Annotated in this window: 15 protein-coding genes; 6 read left to right on the forward strand and 9 right to left on the reverse strand. The window is 64.2% G+C overall.

What is annotated here, in order from left to right; translation table 11 throughout:
- Positions 1 to 5: 5 nt before the first annotated feature.
- From FJ546_RS07400 to hutI, 6 genes are all read right to left on the reverse strand, one after another.
- The gene (locus FJ546_RS07400) at positions 6 to 8,597 is read right to left on the reverse strand and encodes a glucoamylase family protein (RefSeq protein ID WP_140888726.1); all 8,592 of its coding nucleotides are present in this window, start codon (positions 8,595 to 8,597) and stop codon (positions 6 to 8) included.
- A gap of 288 nt (positions 8,598 to 8,885) precedes the next feature.
- On the reverse strand, positions 8,886 to 9,464 hold the full coding sequence (locus FJ546_RS07405) for a HutD family protein (protein ID WP_140888727.1): 579 nt from the start codon (positions 9,462 to 9,464) through the stop codon (positions 8,886 to 8,888).
- Positions 9,465 to 9,476: 12 nt separating this feature from the next.
- Positions 9,477 to 11,147 (reverse strand): urocanate hydratase, encoded by a 1,671-nt coding sequence (hutU, locus tag FJ546_RS07410; RefSeq protein WP_140888914.1) that lies wholly within the window; start codon positions 11,145 to 11,147, stop codon positions 9,477 to 9,479.
- Between the two features lie 31 nt (positions 11,148 to 11,178).
- Positions 11,179 to 11,997, reverse strand: coding sequence for an N-formylglutamate deformylase (gene hutG, locus FJ546_RS07415; RefSeq protein WP_140888728.1), 819 nt, complete (start codon positions 11,995 to 11,997; stop codon positions 11,179 to 11,181).
- Complete coding sequence (gene hutH / locus FJ546_RS07420; RefSeq protein ID WP_140888729.1) at positions 11,997 to 13,538, reverse strand: histidine ammonia-lyase; 1,542 nt, start codon at positions 13,536 to 13,538, stop codon at positions 11,997 to 11,999. Before hutH ends, hutG begins: the two co-directional genes overlap by 1 nt.
- Positions 13,535 to 14,764: an imidazolonepropionase gene (hutI, locus tag FJ546_RS07425; RefSeq protein WP_181167844.1), complete on the reverse strand. Its 1,230-nt coding sequence runs from the start codon at positions 14,762 to 14,764 to the stop codon at positions 13,535 to 13,537. The genes hutH and hutI overlap by 4 nt, the downstream gene beginning before the upstream one ends.
- A gap of 97 nt (positions 14,765 to 14,861) precedes the next feature.
- Between hutI and FJ546_RS07430 the strand changes: the two genes are divergently transcribed.
- Both FJ546_RS07430 and hutC read left to right on the forward strand, forming a co-directional pair.
- On the forward strand, positions 14,862 to 16,217 hold the full coding sequence (locus tag FJ546_RS07430) for a formimidoylglutamate deiminase (protein ID WP_140888731.1): 1,356 nt from the start codon (positions 14,862 to 14,864) through the stop codon (positions 16,215 to 16,217).
- A 13-nt stretch (positions 16,218 to 16,230) separates the two neighbouring features.
- Entirely contained in the window at positions 16,231 to 16,977 is a 747-nt protein-coding gene (hutC, locus tag FJ546_RS07435; RefSeq protein WP_140888732.1) for a histidine utilization repressor, read from the forward strand.
- Positions 16,978 to 17,102: 125 nt separating this feature from the next.
- On the opposite strand, the gene FJ546_RS07440 is transcribed toward hutC, so the two are convergent.
- Entirely contained in the window at positions 17,103 to 17,447 is a 345-nt protein-coding gene (locus tag FJ546_RS07440; protein WP_140888733.1) for a RidA family protein, read from the reverse strand.
- Between the two features lie 219 nt (positions 17,448 to 17,666).
- On the opposite strand from FJ546_RS07440, the gene aztA reads away from it, so the two are divergent.
- The 4 genes from aztA to FJ546_RS07460 all read left to right on the forward strand — a co-directional run bounded on the left by aztA (position 17,667) and on the right by FJ546_RS07460 (position 20,896).
- Positions 17,667 to 18,485, forward strand: a complete 819-nt coding sequence (gene aztA / locus FJ546_RS07445) for a zinc ABC transporter ATP-binding protein AztA (RefSeq protein WP_140888734.1) — start codon at positions 17,667 to 17,669, stop codon at positions 18,483 to 18,485.
- A complete protein-coding gene (gene aztB / locus FJ546_RS07450) occupies positions 18,485 to 19,360 on the forward strand; it encodes a zinc ABC transporter permease AztB (RefSeq protein ID WP_140888735.1) in 876 nt (291 codons plus the stop codon). The genes aztA and aztB overlap by 1 nt, the downstream gene beginning before the upstream one ends.
- Positions 19,361 to 19,390: 30 nt before the next feature.
- Positions 19,391 to 20,332 (forward strand): zinc ABC transporter substrate-binding protein AztC, encoded by a 942-nt coding sequence (aztC, locus tag FJ546_RS07455; protein ID WP_140888736.1) that lies wholly within the window; start codon positions 19,391 to 19,393, stop codon positions 20,330 to 20,332.
- Between the two features lie 225 nt (positions 20,333 to 20,557).
- A complete protein-coding gene (locus FJ546_RS07460) occupies positions 20,558 to 20,896 on the forward strand; it encodes a TIGR01244 family sulfur transferase (protein ID WP_140888737.1) in 339 nt (112 codons plus the stop codon).
- Between the two features lie 44 nt (positions 20,897 to 20,940).
- Here FJ546_RS07460 and FJ546_RS07465 read toward each other — a convergent pair whose 3' ends face one another.
- The gene (locus tag FJ546_RS07465; protein WP_140888738.1) at positions 20,941 to 21,222 is read right to left on the reverse strand and encodes a hypothetical protein; all 282 of its coding nucleotides are present in this window, start codon (positions 21,220 to 21,222) and stop codon (positions 20,941 to 20,943) included.
- A gap of 165 nt (positions 21,223 to 21,387) precedes the next feature.
- Complete coding sequence (locus FJ546_RS07470; RefSeq protein WP_140888915.1) at positions 21,388 to 21,855, reverse strand: Lrp/AsnC family transcriptional regulator; 468 nt, start codon at positions 21,853 to 21,855, stop codon at positions 21,388 to 21,390.
- Between the last annotated feature and the right edge of the window lie 126 nt (positions 21,856 to 21,981).

Raw genomic sequence — 21,981 nt, forward strand, 5'->3', positions numbered from 1 at the left:
TGATTTTACGCCGGTATCTTGACCACGACCTCGGTCTTGGTACCAGCTTTGGGTTCGAAGGAGGCGGACTTTGTTTTCGAGCCGTCGACTTCAAGCGAGATCGTCTTGGTCTTTTTGTCGCGAACGACATGAACCTTGATCTCGGCGCCCAGCATCTTGAGGGAAGCCTGGTAGCCATCCCAATGGCTGGGCAGTTTCGGCCGGAACGTGATCTGCTTGCCGCGCCGCTCGATGCCGAGGATGCCTTCGACCGCCGCCCGGTAGAGCCAGCCCGCCGAGCCGGTGTACCAGGTCCAGCCGCCGCGCCCGCCCTTGTCGTCTCCGGCATAGATATCGGCGGCCACCACATAGGGTTCGACGCGGTATTGCTCGGCCGAGGCCTCGTCGGATGCGTGGTTGACCGGGTTCAGCATGGAGAAGCAGCGATAGGCTTCGTCGGTCTGCCCCATCTCGGCCAGCGCGATGACGAACCACGTCGCCGCATGCGTGTACTGGCCGCCATTCTCGCGCACGCCGGGCGGATAGCTCTTGATGTAGCCTGGGTCCTTCTGCGTCTTCGAGAAGGGTGGCGTGAACAGTTTGACGATCTTGAGCTTGTCGTCGACGAGCAGGCTGGTCGCCTGCTGCATCGCCGTCGTCGACCGCGCCGGGTCGCCTTCGCCTGAAAGCACGCTCCAGGACTGGGCGATGGAATCGATCCTGCACTCTTCGGAGGTGCGCGACCCCAAGGGCGTGCCGTCGTCAAAACTGCCGCGCCGGTACCACTCGCCGTCCCATGCCGTGCTCTCGAGCGCCCGCTTCAGCGCCTCGGCATGCTTTGCCCAGGCCTGGGCGCGCTTGTTGTCGCCCTCGCCCTTGGCTACGGCGGCGAAGTCACCCAGCGTCTTCAGCAGGAACCAGCCCAGCCACACGCTCTCGCCCTTGCCGTGTTCGCCGACACGGTTCATGCCGTCGTTCCAGTCGCCGCCAAGGATCAGCGGCAGGCCGGCAGGACTGCTGCGCTTGATGGCCAGGTCGAGCGCGCGCGCGCAATGGTCGTAAAGCGACACCGTCTTCTTCGAGATTTCGGGAGTGAAGAAGGCGTCATGCTCGCCCTCGCCCAGCGCCTGCCCATCGATGAAGGGCAGTTGCTCCTTGAGTATGGCGGCGTCGCCGGTCACGCTGAGATAGCGCGCCGTGGCGTGGGCCAGCCAGACCACGTCGTCGGAAATCAAGGTGCGCACGCCGGCCCCGGTGCGCGGCAGCCACCAATGCTGCACGTCGCCCTCCGGGAACTGCCGGCGCGCCGCGTTGAGGATCTGATCGCGCGCCAGTGTCGGATCATGCGCCAGCAGCGCCAGCGTGTCCTGCAGCTGATCGCGGAAGCCGAAGGCGCCGCTTGCCTGGTAGAAAGCCGAGCGGGCGCGGATGCGGCAAGCAAGGCTCTGATAGGGCAGCCAGTGATTGACCATGGCATCGAGCGCCTTGTCCGGCGTCTCGACCTGAATGGTGTCGAGGAAACCGCGCCACTCGCGCTCATTGTCGGCCAGGCGCTGGTCGAAATCCTTGCCCCGATGCGTCTTCACCAGCGCGCTTGCCTGCGCCGAGGTGTCGGCATCGCCGAGCAGCCAGAGCAGCGTGACGTCGCCGCCGGCCGGGATCTCGACGTCGCGGGCGATCGCCGCGCAGGGATCGTCGCCGGCTTCGACACGGCCCGACAGGGCCGCGCCGGTCAGCACCGCCAGCGGCAGTTCGCTGGATCCGTGCCGGCCGAGGAACTCCGAACGATCCGATGTCACCGAATGGACAGCGGCGTCGGCGGCCAGGAAGGCTACGCGCTCGCTGAAATCGAGCCCATAGGGGTTTTGCGCCAGCAATGCGCCGGTCGCGCCGTCGCGGGACGGGACGATGGTGGCGGCCGTCCGCGACCGGTGTCCGCCAAGCACCCATTCGGCATAGGCATAGACGCGCAGCCGCGCCGGCACCGAGCCAGAATTCTGGATGCGCAGCCGCGTGATCTTCACTGGATCGACGGGGTCGACCACATGGGTCAGGTCCATCGACAGCGGCCCGCGCTTCGAGCGGAAGGTGGAGAAGCCCTGGCCATGCCAGGCCTCGTAGGTCATCGAGGGATCGCGCACCACCGCGGCGATCGGCGAGAACGCCCTGCCGCTGGTCTGATCGTAGAAATAGATGCCCTCGCCCGGCCGGTTCGAGACCGGATCGTTGGACCACGGCGTCAACTGGTAGTCGCGGCTGTTGCGGCTCCAGGTGAAGGCTGCCCCCTCGGCGGAGGTGTGGAAGCCGAACGAGGCGTTGGAGACGACATTGATCCAGGGCTGCGGCGTGGTGCGTCGCCCGGCCAGACGCACCACATAGTGCCGTCCGTCGCCGTTGAAACCGCCAAAGCCGTTCCATTGGTTGAGGCCAGAGCCATCGGCACTGACATCCGCCACGGACTGCGAGGCAAGGGCATGCGCCGCCGGGATTTCGCGCTGAGCCGGCAATCCGATGGACGGCAGGCCGTCGCGCGCCTGCAAGGCGGCCGCCTCGGCCCGTTCGATCTGATCGAAGATGGTGCCGTTGCGCGTATGCAGCACCACCCGGGCGACGGCGAGCAGCGTCTTGTAGGTGGTCTCTTCCATCAGGTCGCGGCGTACCGCGAAGATGTGCTGGCGGGGACCGAGTTCCTTGCCGCGCAGACGGCTGTTTTCGCACAGCGTCTCGACGGCGCGCTGCAGGTCCTGGACATAGGACGAGGCCTGCTCGTTGACGACGACGAAGTCGATCATCATGCCGCGGGTGCGCATATATTCCTGGAAGCGCAGCGCCTGGGCGACGATTTCCAGATCGGCGACGTCGCCGATCCTGACCAGGAAGATCGGAAAATCGCCCGAAATGCTGGTCGGCCACAGGCTCGACTGCTTGCCGAGGCCCGAAGCGATGGATTCGGCCGGCAAGCGCAGGAACGCATCGGGGTAGATCAGGTAGCGCGCCAGTTTCTGCACATTGGCGGCATCGGTCAGGCTGAGGCCCATATGGCGGGTCTGCACCTGGCTGCGCGTCCAGGCAAGCATGGCCTGACGGGCAAAGCTCTCCTGATGGTCGAGGCGGTTTATCGCTTCTTCCAGTTCGGTGCGATTGGCCCCGACCACGGTCCAGAAGGTCAGCGATATCTTCTTGTTTGCGGGCACGCGCACCTGGCGGCGCAGCGAGGCGATGGGATCGAGCGTAAAGCCGGAATGACCGCCAAGCCTGGCGCCCGGATCGAAAGCGGCAGCATCGACGATCGAGCGGCCACGGCCGACAAAGGCGCGCCTGTCGGTCTCGGCCTCGGCATCGCGCGCCGGACCTGACGGATCGGTGACGAAATGCGCCAGGGTGATATCGGGCTCGCTGGTTTCGCGCTTGCGGCGCGTGGCGAAGATCGCGCCGTTGTTAGCGGCGATTTCAGTCTCCACGAACATCTTGGAGAAGGCCGGATGCGCGTTATCGGAGGCCTCCAAACCCAGCACCAGTTCGGCAAAGGACGTCACCTCGATGAAACGATCGGACGTGCTTTCATTATAGAGCGTGATGCGACGGCCCTCGCCATTGCCTTCGGAAACGACGATGCATTCGACCTCGGAGCGCAACGTGCCGACCAATTTGACGAAACTCGCCTTGTCGTCGGAGAACAGGGTCTGCGCCTTCTCCTCGGTCGCGCGCTTTGGCTCTGCCGTTGCCGACCACCAGTCTCCAGTGCTGACGTCACGCAGGAAGATATAGGAACCCAGACGATCCTCGACCGGGTCCGGCTGCCAGCGCGTAACGGAAAGATCGCCCCAGCGGCTGTAGCCGGAGCCGGTTGCCGTCACCATCACCGAATAACGGCCGTTCGACATCACATTGGTCGAACGCAGCGCCCGCAGAGGATCGAGCACGATGCGCGTGTCGGGGCTCTCGGTTTCGGTCTCGTCCTTGGCGCGCTCGTCCGCTTCGGTCCTGACGGTGGCGGTCGGGATGTCGCGCGGCGCCCTTTCCTGCAGCAGGAGTTCAGCCGATTCGATGACCGGATCGCTGTGGAAACGGTCGCGCAGACGACCCTCGAAGATGGCGTCGGCGACCGCCGCGATCGACATGCCCGAATGGTGCGCATAGTAATTCAGCACGACCGCGTGGTTGGTACCTTCAGGCACGCGCTGCGGCGTGAAGTCGACCGCATCGTAAAAGCCATGCGGGCCAAGCGCACCGATGCCGCGCAGACGCGCGAGATTTTGCACGGCTTCGCGCGGGTTGAACTGCGCCGCCAATATGGTGGCGTAGGGCGCGATCACCGTGTTCTGGCCAAGACCGCGCTTCAGCCCAAGCCCGGGCACGCCGAAATTGGTGTACTGGTAGGTCAGTTCGCGGTCGCGGGCGTTGTAGGCCGCTTCCGAGATGCCCCAGGGCACGTTTTTCTGGCGACCGTACTGGATCTGGCGCTTGATGATCAGCTTGCTGGTCTGGTTGAGGATCGAGCCCTGCGCCTCCTTCATCACCAGCGGCGGCATCAGATATTCGAACATCGAACCCGACCAGGACATCAGCGCGCCCTGGAAGCCGATCTCGACGATCGGACGGCCGAGCCGGAACCAATGTTCGGTCGGCAGGTCGCCCTTGGCGATGGCGAACAGGCTGGTCAACCGCGCCTCGGAGGCGAGAAGGTCGTAGCAGCTTTCGTCGAGCTGGTGTTCCTCGACCCGGTAGCCGATCGACAGCAACTTGCGTTCCGGCCGCATCAGGAAGGCGAATTCCATCTCGAAGGCGAAACGACGGGTGCGCTCGCGCAAGGTCAGGAGTTTGGCGCGCAGCGCTTCGACGGCGTTGTCGTCGCTGTGGGCATCATGGACATGTGCCTCGCAGGTGGCTTCCAGCCTCGCCGCCCAGTCGACGATGACGTCGCTCTGGGCCGAGGCCGCCTCGGTGTGGATGGCGGTGGCCAGCTTGCGGATCTCGCCCGCCAGCACGGCGAGGTTGATGGTGCGGATCGAGGCCATTTCCGGCTGCGCCTTGATCGTCTCGACGGCGCGCCGCATGCCGTCCAGGCGATCGACGAGACGCTGGCGCAGAGGCCTGAGCTGACGGCGGTCGTCGGGCAACTCATCGAGGCTTTCGCTCAGGATGGTGACCGTGTCGAGAATGCCTTCGAAATCGCCCTGGAGGTGAACGGAAGGCGCTTCCGCCCATTCGGCACAGGCAGCCGCCACGGCCACCAGATGGCCGGCGAGATTGCCGCTGTCGACAGCCGAAATGTAAAGCGGGTAGAGCGGCTTCAGCGTCGTGGTGTCGTACCAGTTGAAGAGATGGCCGCGGTGGCGCGGCATGCTCTCTATGGTCGTCATGGTGGCGTCGATGCGGGTGATGGCATCCGACAGGCTGATCCAGCCGAAATCGCGCGCCGAGACCACCGACAGGAGATAGACGCCGACATTGGTCGGCGATGTGCGCGGCGCCACGACCGGTGCCGGGCTTTCCTGGAAATTGTCCGGCGGCAGATTGTGATGCTCCGCCGTGACGAAGCTTTCGAAATAGTGCCAGGTGCGCCGCGCAATGGTGCGCAGCGTGTGGATATCGGCCTGCGATATGCGCAGCCGGTCCTCGGTTTCGGCCGAGCGGCTGATCCAACTGGCGATCGCCGGTGAACCGATCCAGAACAGGGCGAAGAAGAACGCGACGAAGGCGCCGGTGGAATCGGCCAGCACCGGAATGGCCAGGCCGACGAAGCCGATGATCACCGCGCCGTACATCATGCCGTAATAGGAGCCGACATCGTTGTCGCCGGCCTTGTGCGCCTGGGAAGCGGTGCGCCATTCCAGGAGATTCTGGCGACTGACGAACAGCCGGTAGAGCGTGCGCACGATGGCGTCGCCCATCATCCAGGCGTTGTGCGCCATCAGCACGATCTTCAGGGCCACCATGGCGGTGCCGAAGGCGACGTCGCGCGCCAGCGCCGAGAAATGGCCGCGCGGCGTCTGGTCGCCGCTCTTGGGCAGGATGGCGTTGACGACATCAAAGGTCGGCGCCATGAACAGGCTGAGGATCAGCAAGGCCTGCCATTGCGCGGCCTGCGTGAAGGGCAGCAGGGTCCAGCCGGCGATCGCCGCCATCACCCAGAAGATCGGCGTCAGCGAGCGGCGCAGATTGTCGACCATCTTCCAGCGCGACAGGGCCGGAACGCCGGAACGCGGATCGAGGATGAAGCCCAGAAGCTGCCAGTCGCCGCGTGCCCAGCGATGGTGGCGCGAGGCGTCCACCGAGTAGCGCGTCGGATAGTCCTCGACCAGTTCGACGTCGGTGACCAGTGCCGCCCGCGCCAGCGCGCCTTCGAGCAGATCGTGGCTGAGGACGGTGTTTTCCTCGATGCGGCCTTGCAAGGCGGCTTCGAAGGCATCGACATGATAGAGGCCCTTGCCGGTGAAGGACCCGTCGCTAAAGACATCCTGATAAAGGTCGGAGACGGCGAAGACATAGGGGTCCAGGCCGCGATTGGCCGAGAACACACGCTGGAAGAACGAGGCCTCGTCGCCTGATGTCAGCGAAGCGGTGATGCGCGGCTGCAGGATCGTGTAGCCGGCGGTGACGACGCGCCTGGCGGCGTCGAAATGCGGGCGGTTGAGCGGATGGCAGAGCTTGCCGACGAGGCTCGCCACCGCATCGCGCGTGGTGCGCGTGTCGGCGTCGAGCGTCATCACATGGACGACTTTTTCCGGCAGCGGCACGTCGAGCGGCAGGAAAGTCGTGTCGCTGTCGCCACGCAGCAAAAGGTCAAGCTCATGCAGCTTGCCACGCTTGCGCTCCCAGCCCATCCAGGCCCCTTGCGCCGCGTTGAAGAGGCGGCGGCGATGCAGGATGTAGAAGCGCGGCGCGCCTTCCGTAGGATAGCGAGCGTTGAGACGGGCGATCTCGGCGCGGGCATATTCGAGGATCTCGGTGTCGGCCGCATCGATCTCGATCTTGCTGTCGGGCCAGTCCGACAGCAGCGCGAAATGGATCTCGTCCACCAAATTGGCAAGGTAATGGACTTCGAGGTTGCGGATGTTTTCCTCGACATCGTCGCGCGAGCCGATGAGCGATGGCACAACCACCAGCGTGCGCGCCTCGGGCGGCACACCGTGCCTGTAGTCGTAGCCGATCAGGCGTGTCGGCTTGAGGAAGAGCGAGACAACCGTGTTGAAGAAGGCCAGCGCGCCCTCGCTCGCCGGCACGGCAAACAGCGCCAGCATCAGGACGATCGAGGTCACCGAAAGGCCGAGATTGGCCAACGCGTTGCCGGTGAGGACAAGAAGCAGGGCCGTCAGCGCGAAAACAGGCAGGACGATGCCCAACCATCCGGTCTTGGCGAAGGTCCGCTTGACCGTTTGGCTGATGGTGGGCCGATAGCCGATCGCTTTTTCCAACTCCAGACGGCGCGGACCGACGAGGAAGAAGCCGACATCGGTATGCGCGGACGGAGCCGGGGCGGAATCGTCGCCATCGCCGGCCGATACGTGTTCGCTGGCGGCGTGTTCGCTAGCGGCCTGGCCGGCCAGTTCGATCGCCTTTTCGGCGACGCGGTATTCCGACAGGTTCGAGCGGCGGGCCAGTTCCTCGATCGCGGTGCGGTATTGGTCGCGCGAGAAGAAGTCGAGCGCGGCAAAATCGGTGCGCTCGCGCAGCACGGTATCGATGCGGCTGACGCCTTCGAACCACACCGTCCAGTCGACGTCGTTGATGAGGCGCAGGCCGCGGATAATGTTGCCGGTCGTCACATTGCCGCTGGACAGCGTGTGATGCTCGGAGATGATGATCTCCTCGGCATCGGAACCAGTCTTTTCGAGCTCGCCTTCCAGCCATTCCAGGGCCTTGCCGGCATTCTGCGAGCCATCGCGCAAGCGATAGAGAAGCTGCGTGGCAAAGGTGGTGTCCTGCGCGTGAGCGCTGAAATTGGCCAGGATCGCCTGGCGGTCGGCACTCTCGTCGGTCGCCAGCACCTTGTCGGCCACATCGTTGGCGATCTGGCGCATCTGGCGGGTGCGATTGACCCTGACAGCCAGCCGGCGGAGATTTTCGATCAGCACGAAGCGCAAAAGCGACGGCAGCGCCCAGAGTTCACCGATCTTCAGAGGCTCGACCGACTGAAAACCCTGGACGATGGACTTGAACATGGTCGCCGAGACGGAACTGTCCGAATGCGCCACATAGGTCCAGGCCAGCGCCAGGGCGCGCGGCACGGTGCCGCCGTCAGGCAGTTTCAGCGTCGGCAGCTGACGATAGAAGCGGCGCGGCAGGTCGCGCTTGACCTGGAAAATGGTCTCCTCGACCAGATAATTGTTATCGAGCAGCCATTGCGCGGCGGGGGTGATCGTTTCGCCCTTGGCCTGCGCGGCATTGGTCGAACGGTAGACTTCGAGGATCTTCTTGGCGCTGTCGCGGATGCGGGCTTGGAAATCGAAGGGGATCAGGCCGAACAGGTCGGCGAGATCGCCCTTTGCCAGGCTTTCGCCGAGCAGCCTCAGGCGCTCCTCCGGCAGGAATGTCGACCTTATCGGCTCTTCCGTGATGACCGGGAAGCTCGCGCTTGTCTTCTCGATCTGGGCAGGATTCGTCTGAATATTCATTGAAAATTCCGTAAACGGACACTCAGCGGCGTTACCGCCACGGCAATGGCCCTAAAACCGGTTCAAATGCAATTGGTTGCATCAACCCCTATGCCGAAAGTTTGTTTCCGCACCACGACAGAGCGTCATCTTTCGACCAAACTCAAAGACGAGCGCCCCTCGCTCTCGTCAGGACAGATCGACGGAGAGGATTCGGGCTTTTTCGTGATCCCGGCAGGAGCTTACGCTATATTTCGCCGGCATTGCGATCATGTTTGGAAACAGGCGGTAACCGTTGGCGCGAAAGCGTCAGGCGGCGGTGGTTATCCGGACCACGAACAGCGTCGTATCCCGCGCCGGCTCAACCTTCAGGATGGGAGTCTCCGGCCCGATCAGCAGCGTGTCGAGCGGCCCGAGGCGAATTGACCCAGCCTCGAGGAAAACAGCTTCGCCCTTGTGGCAAAGGATGAAGGTCGAACCGGCCCGGGTCGCGATGTCCACAGGCTGCGAAATCGCCATGCGCTCGACCGAATGCAGCGTGCGGCCGCGGCGCGTCATGACGTTGAGGTCGGTGATCGGGCCGGCGATCAGCGCGGCACTGGTCGGCAGGTCTGCTGGAAAGGCAAAAGGCCCGGAAGCCGGTGTCAGCCGCACCGCGGGCCGGCCGGCGACATCGAGCACGACGCCATCGCCTTCCAGTACCGACAGGGTACGGTCGATGCCGGCAAAGCTGGAGAACGGCCCGCTGCCCTCGACGCGGGCCATCGACACGCGCCAGTCGAACCCGTCAAGGCCGGCGCCGTCGGGCGAGACGGCGATTTCGGTCGTCGTGCCGCCGCCGTTCTTCCACGGCATGACGCGGTAGTCGGCAGCACGAAGAATGCGCATGATTTCAGCCTATCAGCCGAGAATGCCGGGCAAATTGAGCTGGTGCTCCTTGGCGCACTCGATGGCGATGTCGTAGCCGGCATCGGCGTGCCGCATGACGCCGGTGGCCGGATCGTTCCACAGCACGCGCTCCAGGCGCCTGGCGGCGTCCTGGGTACCGTCGGCGACGATGACCATGCCGGCATGCTGGGAAAAACCCATGCCGACGCCGCCGCCATGATGCAGCGACACCCAGGTGGCGCCCGACGCGGTGTTGAGCAGCGCATTGAGCAGCGGCCAGTCGGACACGGCGTCCGAGCCGTCCTTCATCGCTTCCGTCTCGCGGTTCGGCGAGGCGACCGAGCCGGAATCGAGATGATCGCGGCCGATGACGACCGGCGCCTTGAGTTCGCCCTTGGCCACCATCTCATTGAAGGCGAGGCCCAGCCGATGGCGATCGCCGAGACCGACCCAGCAGATGCGCGCCGGCAGGCCCTGGAAGGAAATGCGTTGGCGCGCCATGTCCAGCCAATTATGCAGATGGGTGTTGCCAGGCGTCAGTTCGCGTACCTTGGCGTCGGTCTTGTAAATATCCTCGGGATCGCCGGAGAGCGCGGCCCAGCGGAACGGACCGATGCCGCGGCAGAACAGCGGGCGGATATAGGCCGGCACGAAGCCGGGGAAGGCGAAGGCGTTCTCAAACCCTTCGTCCTTTGCGACCTGGCGGATGTTGTTGCCGTAATCCAGCGTCGGCACGCCGGCGTTCCAGAACGCCACCATCGCCTCGACATGCTCGCGCATCGAAGCGCGGGCAGCCTTCTCGACCGCCTTCGGATCGCTGACGCGCTTCTCGCGCCACTCGGCCATGGTCCAGCCCTTCGGCAGATAGCCGTTGATGGGGTCGTGGGCCGAGGTCTGGTCGGTGACCATATCGGGGCGGATGCCGCGCCTGAACATTTCCGGCACGATCTCTGCCGCATTGCCGAGCAGGCCGACGGACTTCGCCTCGCCGGCCTTGGTCCAGCGCTCGATCATCTCCATCGCCTCGTCGAGCGTCTCGGCCCTCTCGTCGACATAGCGGGTGCGCAGGCGGAAATCGATGGAGTCCGGGTTGCATTCGATGGCCAGGCAGCAGGCGCCGGCCATGACAGCGGCCAGCGGTTGGGCGCCGCCCATGCCGCCGAGGCCGCCGGTCAGGATCCATCTGCCCTTGAGATTGCCGCCATAGTGCTGACGGCCGGCCTCGACGAAGGTCTCGTAGGTGCCCTGCACGATGCCTTGCGTTCCGATGTAGATCCACGAGCCGGCCGTCATCTGGCCGTACATCATCAGGCCCTTTTTATCGAGGTCGTTGAATTTATCCCAGGTCGCCCAGTGCGGCACCAGATTGGAGTTGGCGATTAGCACGCGCGGCGCATCTACGTGGGTGCGGAACACGCCGACCGGCTTGCCCGACTGCACCAGCAGCGTCTCGTCCTCGCCAAGCGTCTTCAGCGAAGCGACGATGCGGTCGAAATCGTTCCAGGTGCGCGCCGCCCGGCCGATGCCGCCATAGACGACCAGTTCGTTGGGGTTTTCGGCGACATCGGGGTCGAGATTGTTCATCAGCATGCGCAGCGGCGCTTCGGTCGTCCAATAGCGGGCGTTGAGCTTGTCGCCGCGCGGCGCACGGACTTCGCGGATGTTGTGGCGAGGGTTGTTCATCATTGTCCCTTTCAGCAAGACGGGCGACGCGTCAGCGCCTTGCCCAGTCGATCGCGGTTTCGAGGATTGTCTTCAGCGTCGCGCGGATCGGCGCTGCATAGGTGGGGTCATAAGGGACCGGCCAGTTCTCCGGCGACCCCTTCTGCGACGGCTCGCGCATATAGCCACGGTTGGAGAGCTCCATCTGCAGCGCATGAACACCGGTCTGCGGCTGGCCGAAGCCGCGGGTGATCGAGCCGCCCTTGAAGCGGCCGTTGACCACCCAGGTCTCGCCGGTCGCGGCGAGGATGGCGGCGACCTTGTCCTGAAGAACGGGATCGGTGCTCTTGCCATCATTGGTGCCGAGATTGAAGACCGGCAGCGTGCCTTCGAACAGGCGCGGCAGCACCGAACGGATCGAATGGCAGTCGTAGAGCACGATCTTTTCATGCATGCCGCGCAGGCGTTCGATCTCGGCCTGCAAGGCGGCATGATAGGGCTTGAAATAGGTCTCGCGACGCTGATCAATCTCGGATGGGGTCGGTTCCTCGCCCATGCGATAAAGCGGATCGCCGTCAAATGTGTCGGTCGGACAAAGTGTGGTCGTGGTCTGTCCGGGATAAAGCGAAACGCCGGACGGATCGCGATTGACGTCGATCACGGTGCGCGAAATGGCGGTGTGCACGACGGTTGCGCCGAGGTCGTTGGCGAAGTCATAGAGCTTGTCGATCCACCAATCGCAATCGCGGCGGCCGAGCCAGGGCGACATCAGCCGGGGCTCGAGGCCAGCGAGGTCGATGCCGGTGTGCGGGATCGACACCAGCAGCGGTGCTGTGCCTCGACTGACGGTGAGCCAGGGTGTGGCGGTCATCACGCCGCTTCCGCAATCGACGGCAGCGCCACCGCGCCGGCAGCCCTGACGGTCGCGCCGCTGCGCACCATGGCGATCGCCTTTTCCATGTCGGGGTGGAAGTGGCGGTCATTGTCGAGATGCGGCACTTCGGCCCGGACCAGCTTGCGCACCGCTTCCAGCGCAGCGCTCGACGCCAGCGGCTGGTGGAAATCGCAGCCTTGCGCGGCGGCCAGCAATTCGATGCCGATCACCGCCGTGGCGTTCTCGACCATGCCGATCAGCCGGCGCGCGCCGTGCGCGGCCATCGAGACGTGGTCTTCCTGGTTGGCCGAGGTCGGGATCGAATCGACGCTGGCCGGATAGGCCTTCTGCTTGTTTTCCGAAACGAGTGCGGCCGCCGTGACCTGCGGGATCATGAAGCCGGAGTTAAGGCCGGGCTTCGGCGTCAGGAAGGCCGGCATGCCGGACAGCGCCGGATCGACCAGCATGGCGATGCGGCGTTCCGACAGCGAGCCGATCTCGCAGACGGCCAACGCGATCATGTCAGCGGCGAAAGCCACCGGCTCAGCGTGGAAATTGCCGCCGGAGAGCGCCGTGTCATCCTCGGCGAAGATCAGCGGATTGTCGGTGACGCCATTGGCTTCGGTGCCGAGCGTATCGGCAGCCTTGCGCAACACGTCGAGCGCGGCGCCCATGACCTGCGGCTGGCAGCGCAGGCAGTACGGATCCTGCACGCGCTCATCGCCGACACGGTGGGATTCGCGGATGGCGCTGCCGGCCATCAGGTTGCGCAGCGCCTCCGCTGTCTCGATCTGACCTCGATGCTTGCGCAGTAGATGAATGCGCGGGTCGAAAGGCGCATCGGAACCCTTGGCGGCATCGGTCGACAGCGCGCCGGCGACCAGCGCCGACTGGTAGAGCACTTCGGCCTCGAACAAAGCGGCGAGCGCGTAGGCGGTCGAAAACTGCGTGCCGTTGAGCAGCGCCAGGCCTTCCTTGGCGCCAAGGGTCACCGGCTCGAGGCCGTGCGAGACGAAGGCGACCTTGGCCGGGAAACGGCCATGCGGGGTAAAGCATTCGCCGACGCCGATCATCACCGCCGTCATGTGCGACAGCGGCGCAAGATCGCCGGACGCGCCGACGGAGCCTTGCGCCGGCACCACCGGGATGACGTCGTTGGCGAGCATCGCTTCCAGCAAATTGATGGTTTCGGGGCGCACGCCGGAGGCGCCCTGCGCCAGGCTGGCAAGTTTCAGCGCCATCATCAGCCGGGCAATTGCAACCGGCATCGCCTCGCCGACGCCGGCGGCGTGCGACAGCACGATGTTGCGCTGCAGAGTCTCGAGATCGCCGGCTGGGATGCGCACGCTGGCCAGTTTGCCGAAGCCGGTGTTGATGCCATAGACCGGCTCACCCTTGGCGACGATCCTGGCGACAGCCTCGGCGCTTGCCTTGATTTTTGGACGGCAGGCCTCGTCCAGCTTCGGCACTGCGCCACGGTAGATGGCGCGCCAGTCGGCCAGCGTCGCATTGCCGGGTTTCAGGGTCAGTTCGGTCATTGTCCTCTCCAGATGCGGGCATGCAACGGGTTGAAGCCCATGCGGTAAACGAGTTCGGCGGGGCGCTCGATTCTCCAGATCGCCAGGTCGGCGGATTTGCCGGATTCCAGCGTGCCGGCCTTGTCGAGAAGGCCAAGCGCCCGCGCGGCCTCGCGGGTGACGCCGGCAAGGCATTCATCGACGGTCAAGCCAAAGAGCGTCGCTGCCATATTCATGGTGAGCAACAGCGAGGTGAGCGGCGAAGTACCGGGATTGCTGTCGGTCGCCACCGCCATCTTCACGCCATGGCGGCGGAACAGCTCGACAGGCGGCTTCTTGGTCTCGCGGATGAAGTAATAGGCGCCGGGCAGGATCGTCGCCACCGTGCCGGCCTTCGCCATCGCGGCAGCGCCTGCCTCATCGGTGTATTCGAGATGATCCGCCGACAACGCACCATAGCTGGCGGCAAGCGCGGCGCCGTGCAGATTCGAAAGCTGGTCGGCATGGAGTTTCACCGGCAGCCCAAGCGCTTTCGCCTTGTCGAAGACGCGCGCCATCTGCTCCGGCGAAAAGGCGATGCCCTCGCAAAAACCATCGACGGCATCGGCAAGTTTCTCAGCGGCGACGTCCGGCAGGATCGTGCCGGCGACGAGATCGATGAAGGCGTCCTTGTCACCCTGGGCTTCGGGCGGCAGCGCGTGCGCGGCAAGGCACGTTGTGCGGACAGTGACGGGGCGCTCATTGGCCAGCCGGCGGGCGGCACGCAATGACTTCTTCTCACTATCGAGATCGAGGCCGTAGCCCGATTTGACCTCGACCGTCGTGACGCCTTCGGCCATCAGCGCATCGAGGCGCGGCAGCGTCTGGGCAACGAGCTCATCCTCGCTTGCCGCGCGCAGCGACTTGACCGAAGACACAATGCCGCCGCCGGCGCGGGCGACTTCCTCATAGGTGGCACCTGCCAACCGCATCTCGAATTCGTTGGCGCGGTTGCCGGCATAGACAAGATGCGTGTGGCAATCGATCAGGCCCGGCGTGATCCAGCGGCCCTCGCAATCGACGGTCTCGGCGCCCTGCCCCGCCGAAGCCGGCATGTCCGCTTCGGCGCCCGCATAAACAATGAGACCATCGCGCGCGGCGATCGCGCCTTTCTCGACAATGCCGAGACCAGCCACACCGTCGGCCATGGTCGCCAGGCGCGCATTGCGCCAGACACGATGGCCGCTCTTCCCGTTTGCTCCACCCATCATCTTTTCCATTTGAAAGGATGGCAATTATGTATATACATATTGAAACGCGACGCAAGTGGTCTCGTCGCCCAGGCATGCAGATTTGGAGACGGACGTGACGGCGATCTTTGCGGAACAGGCGCTGCTGCCCGAGGGCTGGCAAGGCAATGTCAGGATCGCGCTCGATGGCGGCCGCATCGCCACAGTCCAAGCAGACGCAGTTCCGCAGGCCGGCGACGAGCGCTGCGCCATTCTCGTGCCCGGCATGCCCAATCTGCACAGCCACGCCTTCCAGCGCGGCATGGCCGGCCTGGCTGAGCTTCGCGGCCCCTCCGCCGACAGTTTCTGGAGCTGGCGCGAGGTTATGTACCGCTTCGCGCTATCGATGACGCCCGATCAGGTCGAGGCGGTCGCCGCGCAGCTCTATGTCGAGATGCTGGAGGCCGGTTTTTCCCGCGTCGGCGAATTTCACTATCTGCACCACGACCGCGACGGAAACCCTTACGCCAATCTTGCCGAGATGGCAGAGCGCATCGCCGCCGCCGCCGCCGAAACGGGCATCGGCCTGACGCTGCTGCCGGTGTTTTACGCGCACTCCTCTTTCGGCGGAGCGGCTCCGAACGAAGGCCAAAGGCGATTCATCAACGATGTGAATCGTTTCTCCCGTCTTGTTGAGAAGTCCAGCGAATCGGTTCGCGCGTTGAATCAGGCTGTCGTCGGCGTCGCCCCGCACAGTCTGCGCGCCGCCACACCGGAGGACTTGACCCAAGTTGCTGCTTTGGCGCCGGATGGGCCGATCCACATCCACGTCGCCGAACAGGTGAAGGAGGTTGAGGACTGTCTCGCCTGGTCCGGCGCGCGCCCGGTCGAATTCCTGCTGGCCAAAGCCGAGGTCGACCAGCGCTGGTGCCTGATCCACGCCACCCATATGACCGATGCGGAGACGATCGCCATGGCCAGGAGCGGGGCCATCGCCGGGCTTTGCCCGATCACCGAGGCCAATCTCGGCGACGGCACGTTTGCCGCGCCGCTTTTCAGGGAGCATGGCGGCCGCTTCGGTATCGGCTCCGATTCCAACGTGCTGATAGGCCTGCCGGATGAGTTGAGGCAGCTCGAATATTCGCAGCGTCTCGCCCACCGCGCCCGCAATGTGCTGGCCGTGGCCGGTGGCTCGACCGGGCGAGCGCTGTTCGATGCCGCGCTCGATGGCGGCAGCCAAGCGCTCGGCGCCGGCGCCTCGCAGATCGCCGCCGGTGGTCCGGCTGATTTCGTCTCGCTCGACGCCGGCCATCCTTCGCTGGCGGGCAAGACGGGCGACGCCATCCTCGATGCCTGGATATTCGCCAATGGCAGCACCATCGATTGCGTATGGGTGCACGGCAAAAAGCAGGTCAGCGGCGGCAGGCATGCCAAGCGCGCGGCAATCGCCGAGCGATTCCGCAAAGTCATGACCGACCTGTCGCAGAATTGAAGCAGGACGTTTGATGAGCTTGATCGAAGCAGATGATGTTGACGGCGCAGAGAGCATCTCGCTGCATCAGCGCATCCTGTCCGACATCAGGGAAAAGATCCTGTCGGGCGCCTGGGCGCCCGGACATCGCATTCCGTTCGAGCACGAACTGACGACCGAATACAATTGCTCGCGCATGACCGTGAACAAGGCGCTGTCGCAGCTGGCCAAGGCCGGGCTGATCGAACGCCGCCGCCGCTCGGGCAGCTTCGTCCGCCGGCCGCAGTCGCAGGCAGCGGTGCTGGAACTTCACGACATCAGGATCGAGGTCGAGGCGCTTGGCCTGCCCTACCGCTACGAGCGGCTGGAACAGCTGAAGCGCCGCAGCAACGCGGAGGACAGAGCGCTGCTCGGGCTGTCCGCCGCAGGGTCGGTGCTATGGGTCGAAGGCCTGCATTTTGCCGGCGAACGGCCATTCGCGCTCGAGCAGCGGCTGATCAATCTTTCCGCGGTTCCGGAAGCCGGCGACGAAGAGTTTCTGGAAATCGCCGCCGGCCCCTGGCTGATCGGCCGCGTACCATGGAGCGAGGCCGAGCACCGCATCCGTGCCATGGCCGCCAATGAGGCTATCTCCGACGCGCTCGACATCGATCCGGGCGCGCCTTGCCTGGTGGTCGAGCGCCGTACCTGGAGCGCTGAACGCCCGGTTACGCATGTGCGTTTTATCTATCCGGCGGAAAGCCACACGCTGGTGGCAAGATTCACGCCATCGCAGGGGTGAGTGCCGCTTACCCTCCCCCTTGTGGGGAGGGTCGCTGCGAAGCAAAGGGGTGGGGCGGCGCCAGCCCCCACCCGGACCTGCGGTCCGACCTCCGCACAAGGGGGAGTTAGAAGGCCGGCCGTGCCTTAAATCGCCGCCGTGACAATAATCTCGACCAGATATTCCGGGCCGGCAAGCTTGGCTTCGCCGGTGGCGCGGGCGGGGGTGTGGCCCTGCGGCACCCACTTGTCCCATTCAGAATTCATCTCGGCGAAGGTACCCATGTCGGCCAGCCAGATGATCGCCTGAACGATCTTGGTCTTGTCGGTTCCGGCCTTGGCCAGCAAGTCGTCGATGGTCGTCAGGATGTCGCGGGTCTGCGAGGCGACGTTGCCTCCGGGCTCGCCGACCTGGCCGGCCAGATAGACGGTGTTGCCGTGGATGACAATCTGGCTCATGCGCGGGCCAACATCGATGCGACGAATGCTCATGGGAGGTTCCTTCCTGTTATGGGTTGCGACTGTTTAGAGTTGCGGTTCGCTTGGGGCAAGGCCGCCGGCGCCAAATCCCCTTGGACCAGTACGCAAAGGACTCGGCAAATTGAGCCGCCGGTCGCAATTCCGCCCGATTGGCTTGTTGACTAATGTAATAACATCACATATCCAATCGGCGCTTGCCCGCGGCCGGATTTCGCTGCTCCACGGAACGACATGACCCAGACCTGCCTGACATTCCGTGACCTGACGCTGGGCTATAACAGCCACCCGGCGATCCACCATCTCGAGGGCACGATCCGCAAGGGTTCGCTGACCGCCGTTGTCGGCGCCAACGGCTCCGGCAAGTCGACGCTGATGAAGGGCATTGTCGGCGTGCTGAAGCCGATGGCCGGCGAGGTTGTTCGCGCGCCAGGCGTGCGCGCCGCCTACCTGCCGCAGCAATCGGAACTGGACCGTTCGTTCCCGGCGCGCGTCGTCGACCTGGTGTCGCTCGGTCTCTGGCCAAAGCGCGGCATGCTCGGCCGCTACACATCAGAGGATCGCGCGGCGGTCAGCCAGGCGCTGATGGCGGTCGGCCTTGGCGGCTTCGAGAAGCGGCCGATCGACACGCTGTCGGGCGGCCAGCTGCAGCGCACGCTGTTTGCCCGCGTGCTGTTGCAGGATGCCGACCTGATCCTGCTCGACGAACCGTTCAATGCCGTCGATGCCAAGACGGTCGGCGACTTGATCGCCCTGATCAAGCGCTGGCATGGCGAGGAACGCACCATCATGGTCGTCGTCCATGATCTCGATCTGGTGCGGCAGAATTTTCCCGAGACCTTGCTGCTTGCCCGCCAGCCGATCGCCTGGGGCGAAACGCGCGAGACGCTGAAGTCGGAAAACCTGCTGCGCGCCCGTCGCTTCCATGAAGCCTGGGAGGAGAACGCGCCCTGGTGCGAACCCGACGAGCACGGTCATGACCATGCCCATGGCCACGATCATCATGGCAACGATCACGACCATCACCATGGCGCCGGGCCGAGGGCTGCCTGATGGACGCGCTCTACGGTCTGTTCATCGCACCGTTCGCCGATTTCGGTTTCATGCAGCGGGCGCTGTTCGGCTCGCTGATGCTGTCGCTCGGCGCCTGCCCGATCGGCGTCTTCCTGATGCTGCGGCGCATGAGCCTGTCGGGCGACGCCATGGCGCACGCCATCCTGCCGGGTGCGGCCGCCGGCTTCCTGCTCTACGGGCTGGAAATCCTGCCGATGACCATTGGCGGCCTGATCGCCGGCATCATCGTCGCGCTCGGCGCCGGTGCCGTCTCGCGCTTCACCATCCAGCGCGAGGACGCCTCGATGGCGGCCTTCTACCTGATTTCTCTGGCCATCGGCGTGCTGATGGTGTCGATCCGCGGCTCCAGCGTCGATCTCATGCATGTGCTGTTCGGCACGGTGCTGGCGCTCAACAATGAGGCGCTGACGCTGATCGGCGGCATCGTCACGGTGACGCTGGTCAGCCTCGCCATCTTCTGGCGGGCGCTGGTCGCTGAATGCCTCGATCCGCTGTTCCTGCGGTCGGTCAGCCGGATGGGCAGCCCGGTGCACTTCATCTTCCTTGGTCTCGTCGTGCTCAACCTCGTTGGCGGCTTTCAGGCGCTCGGCACGCTTCTGTCGGTCGGACTGATGATGCTGCCGGCAGCAGCAGCCCGCTTCTGGACCGTGCGCGTCGAGCCGATGTGCGTACTGGCCGTGCTGATCGGCTTTGCCTCCTGCGTCGCCGGACTGCTTCTGTCCTATCACGCCTCGCTGCCGTCCGGCCCGGCCATTATCCTGTCGGCCGGCGTCGTCTACTTCGCCTCGATCCTGTTCGGCACGCGCGGCATTCTGCGCGCCCGCATCATCCATCACCGTCACAGAACGGCCTGATCCCCCGCCCCTCGAAAGGAGACCCCGCCTATGCTGAGATCCATCCGTGCCGTCCTGGCGATGAGCGTTATAACATTAACCACCCTTGGCGCATCGTCGGCTTTCGCGGCGCCGCTGAAAGTGGTCGCCAGCTTCACCGTCATTGCCGATTTTGCCAGAAATGTCGGCGGCGATCGTGTCGACATCACCACCATCGTCGGGACGGATGGCGACGCCCATGTCTATGAGCCGAGCCCGGCCGACGCGGTCGCCATGGCCAAGGCCGATATCGTTCTGGTCAACGGCCTGCATTTCGAAGGCTTTCTGCAGCGGCTGGTCGATGCCAGCGCCACCAAGGCCTCGATCGTCACCTTGACCAAGGGCGTGACGCCGATCGACTTCAAGCCCGAATTCGCCGACGCCGATGCGGCCGAGGGCGCCGGCACCGGCGGCGGCAAGACGGTGACCGACCCGCATGCCTTCCAGTCGATCGCTAATGCCAAGATCTATGTGAAGAACATCGCCGAGGCTTTCTGCGCGGCCGACAGCGAGGGCTGCGTCAGCTACCAGTCCAATGCCGCCGCCTACACCAAGAAGCTCGACGCGCTGGAAGACGAAGTAAAGGCGGCGATCCAGCCGATCCCGGAGGCCAAGCGCGTCGTCATCACCTCGCATGATGCCTTCGGCTACTTCGAACACGAATACGGCCTGACCTTCCTCGCCCCGCAAGGCATTTCGACCGATTCCGAACCGTCGGCCGCCGATGTCGCCAAGCTGGTCGAGCAGGTCAAGCAGCACAAGGCGGCGGCGATCTTCGTCGAAAACATCACCAACCCGCGCCTGATCGAACAGATCGCCAGCGAAACCGGCATCAAGGTGGGCGGCACGCTCTATTCGGATGCGCTGTCACGGCCCGATGGCCGGGGTTCGACCTATATCGACATGATGCACAACAACATCCGTCAGATCAAAGGTGCCATCCTCGGCAGCTGAGGAGCGCCGCTCTCGGAAAGGCAAAGCCGGTCTCCGCCTTTTTCGGCCGAGGACTTCCGGCCCGACCTGTGGCGCGGTCTGCCCGATCCGTTCCCAGACTGGGCGGCTTGAGTTGGAATCCTCGCCGGAAACGTCTATCTCTGCAGAACGATTTCCGCTGGCGGATTGCCGGCTACGTCGGGGAGTGGCAAGACTCCCCGCAAATCAGATTGCGAGGATGCTGCGATGGAATACCGTGAAATCAGCGACGACTATTCGGTCTCTGGCCAGATCCAGCCCGAAGATGTCGCTGCCATCAAGGAAGCCGGTTTCAAGAGCGTCATCTGCAACCGGCCGGATGACGAGCAGCCCGGCCAGCCTTCGGCCAAAAGCATCGGATCGGCGGTCGAAGCCGCCGGTCTCGCTTTCCGCTACATCCCGGTGATCAGCGGCCAGATCACCGCAGAGAATGTCGAGGACCAGGCCGAGGCGCTGGACGAATTGGAAGGTCCGGTGTTCGCCTATTGCCGTTCCGGCGCGCGTTGCACGAATCTGTACGGGCTGATCCAGCAGTCGAAAGGGTGACCCAGTCGGTGTCGATCATCTCGCTCATCAATCTAAAAGTTGATTCAAAGGGCTTTTAATATCGCTGCGTAAGCACCAGCCAGAACAGCGGAAGCTGCGTCCTTGAAGATACGAAAATCTGCGTCATGAGCCGTTTCGCGCTCAAAAGTGTCATGCCAACTGGACTGCGTGGCTACGATTACTGGACAATCGATCTCTGGAAATTGGTCCGCCGTGATGTCTGCTATAACGCCTTCGCCTTCGATCCACGCATGGGAGATGCGGTCCGGTCCGTCGCCTCTCATGCCGCAGACATAGGAAAAATTGCCGGCGCCACGTTCGTTCAAGAAAGTTCCTAGGAGCAGTGAGGCGTCTCCACAGCTTCCAGCTGGAAAGTCTCGAAATTGCACCGGCAAAGCCTCCTGGTCGCAACGTTCAAGGGCCGCTCGAAATTCTATCGCTAGCTGTTTGATCGCGTCGATATCCAAAACTGCACCAATCCGCAGATAACGTTATATCGGCAATGCGCCGGTTTCCTTCAGCGTCTCCAGCACGATCGCCGTCTTCACATGCTGCACGGATTCGTGTGGCAGGAGCACGCCGTTGACGAATTCCGACAGCGACTTCAGGTCGGGTGTCACCACCTTCAGGATGTAGTCCATCTCGCCGGTCAGCGCGTGCGCCTCCTGCACTTGCGGCAGCCGCGCCACCAGTTCGCCGAAGCGTCGCGCATTATCGCGGTTGTGGGTGGCCAGGGTCACCGAGATGACGTTGACCAGCGAGAAGCCAAGCTTGTCGCGGTCGAGCACCGCCCGATAACCCTTGATGTAGCCGTCCTCTTCGAGCCGCTGGCGGCGGCGCGAGCATTGCGAGGCCGATAGGTTTACCCGCTCCGAGAGATCGTTGTTGGTCAACCGCGCATCGCCCTGCAGGAGCGCCATTATCTTGCGGTCAAATTGGTCAATGCGCGTCTCATCCATGGTTTTGTCTCTCAGCATGCATGCTTCACGCATGACATCATCATTTCAAGCGTTTGAATGCAAGCACCACGCGCCGGCTCCGCGCTATGATGGCTTCAGATGGCCTTTTCAGGCCAAGCCAGCTTT

The organism is Mesorhizobium sp. B2-4-19 (genome assembly GCF_006441315.1).
GTDB lineage: Bacteria > Pseudomonadota > Alphaproteobacteria > Rhizobiales > Rhizobiaceae > Mesorhizobium.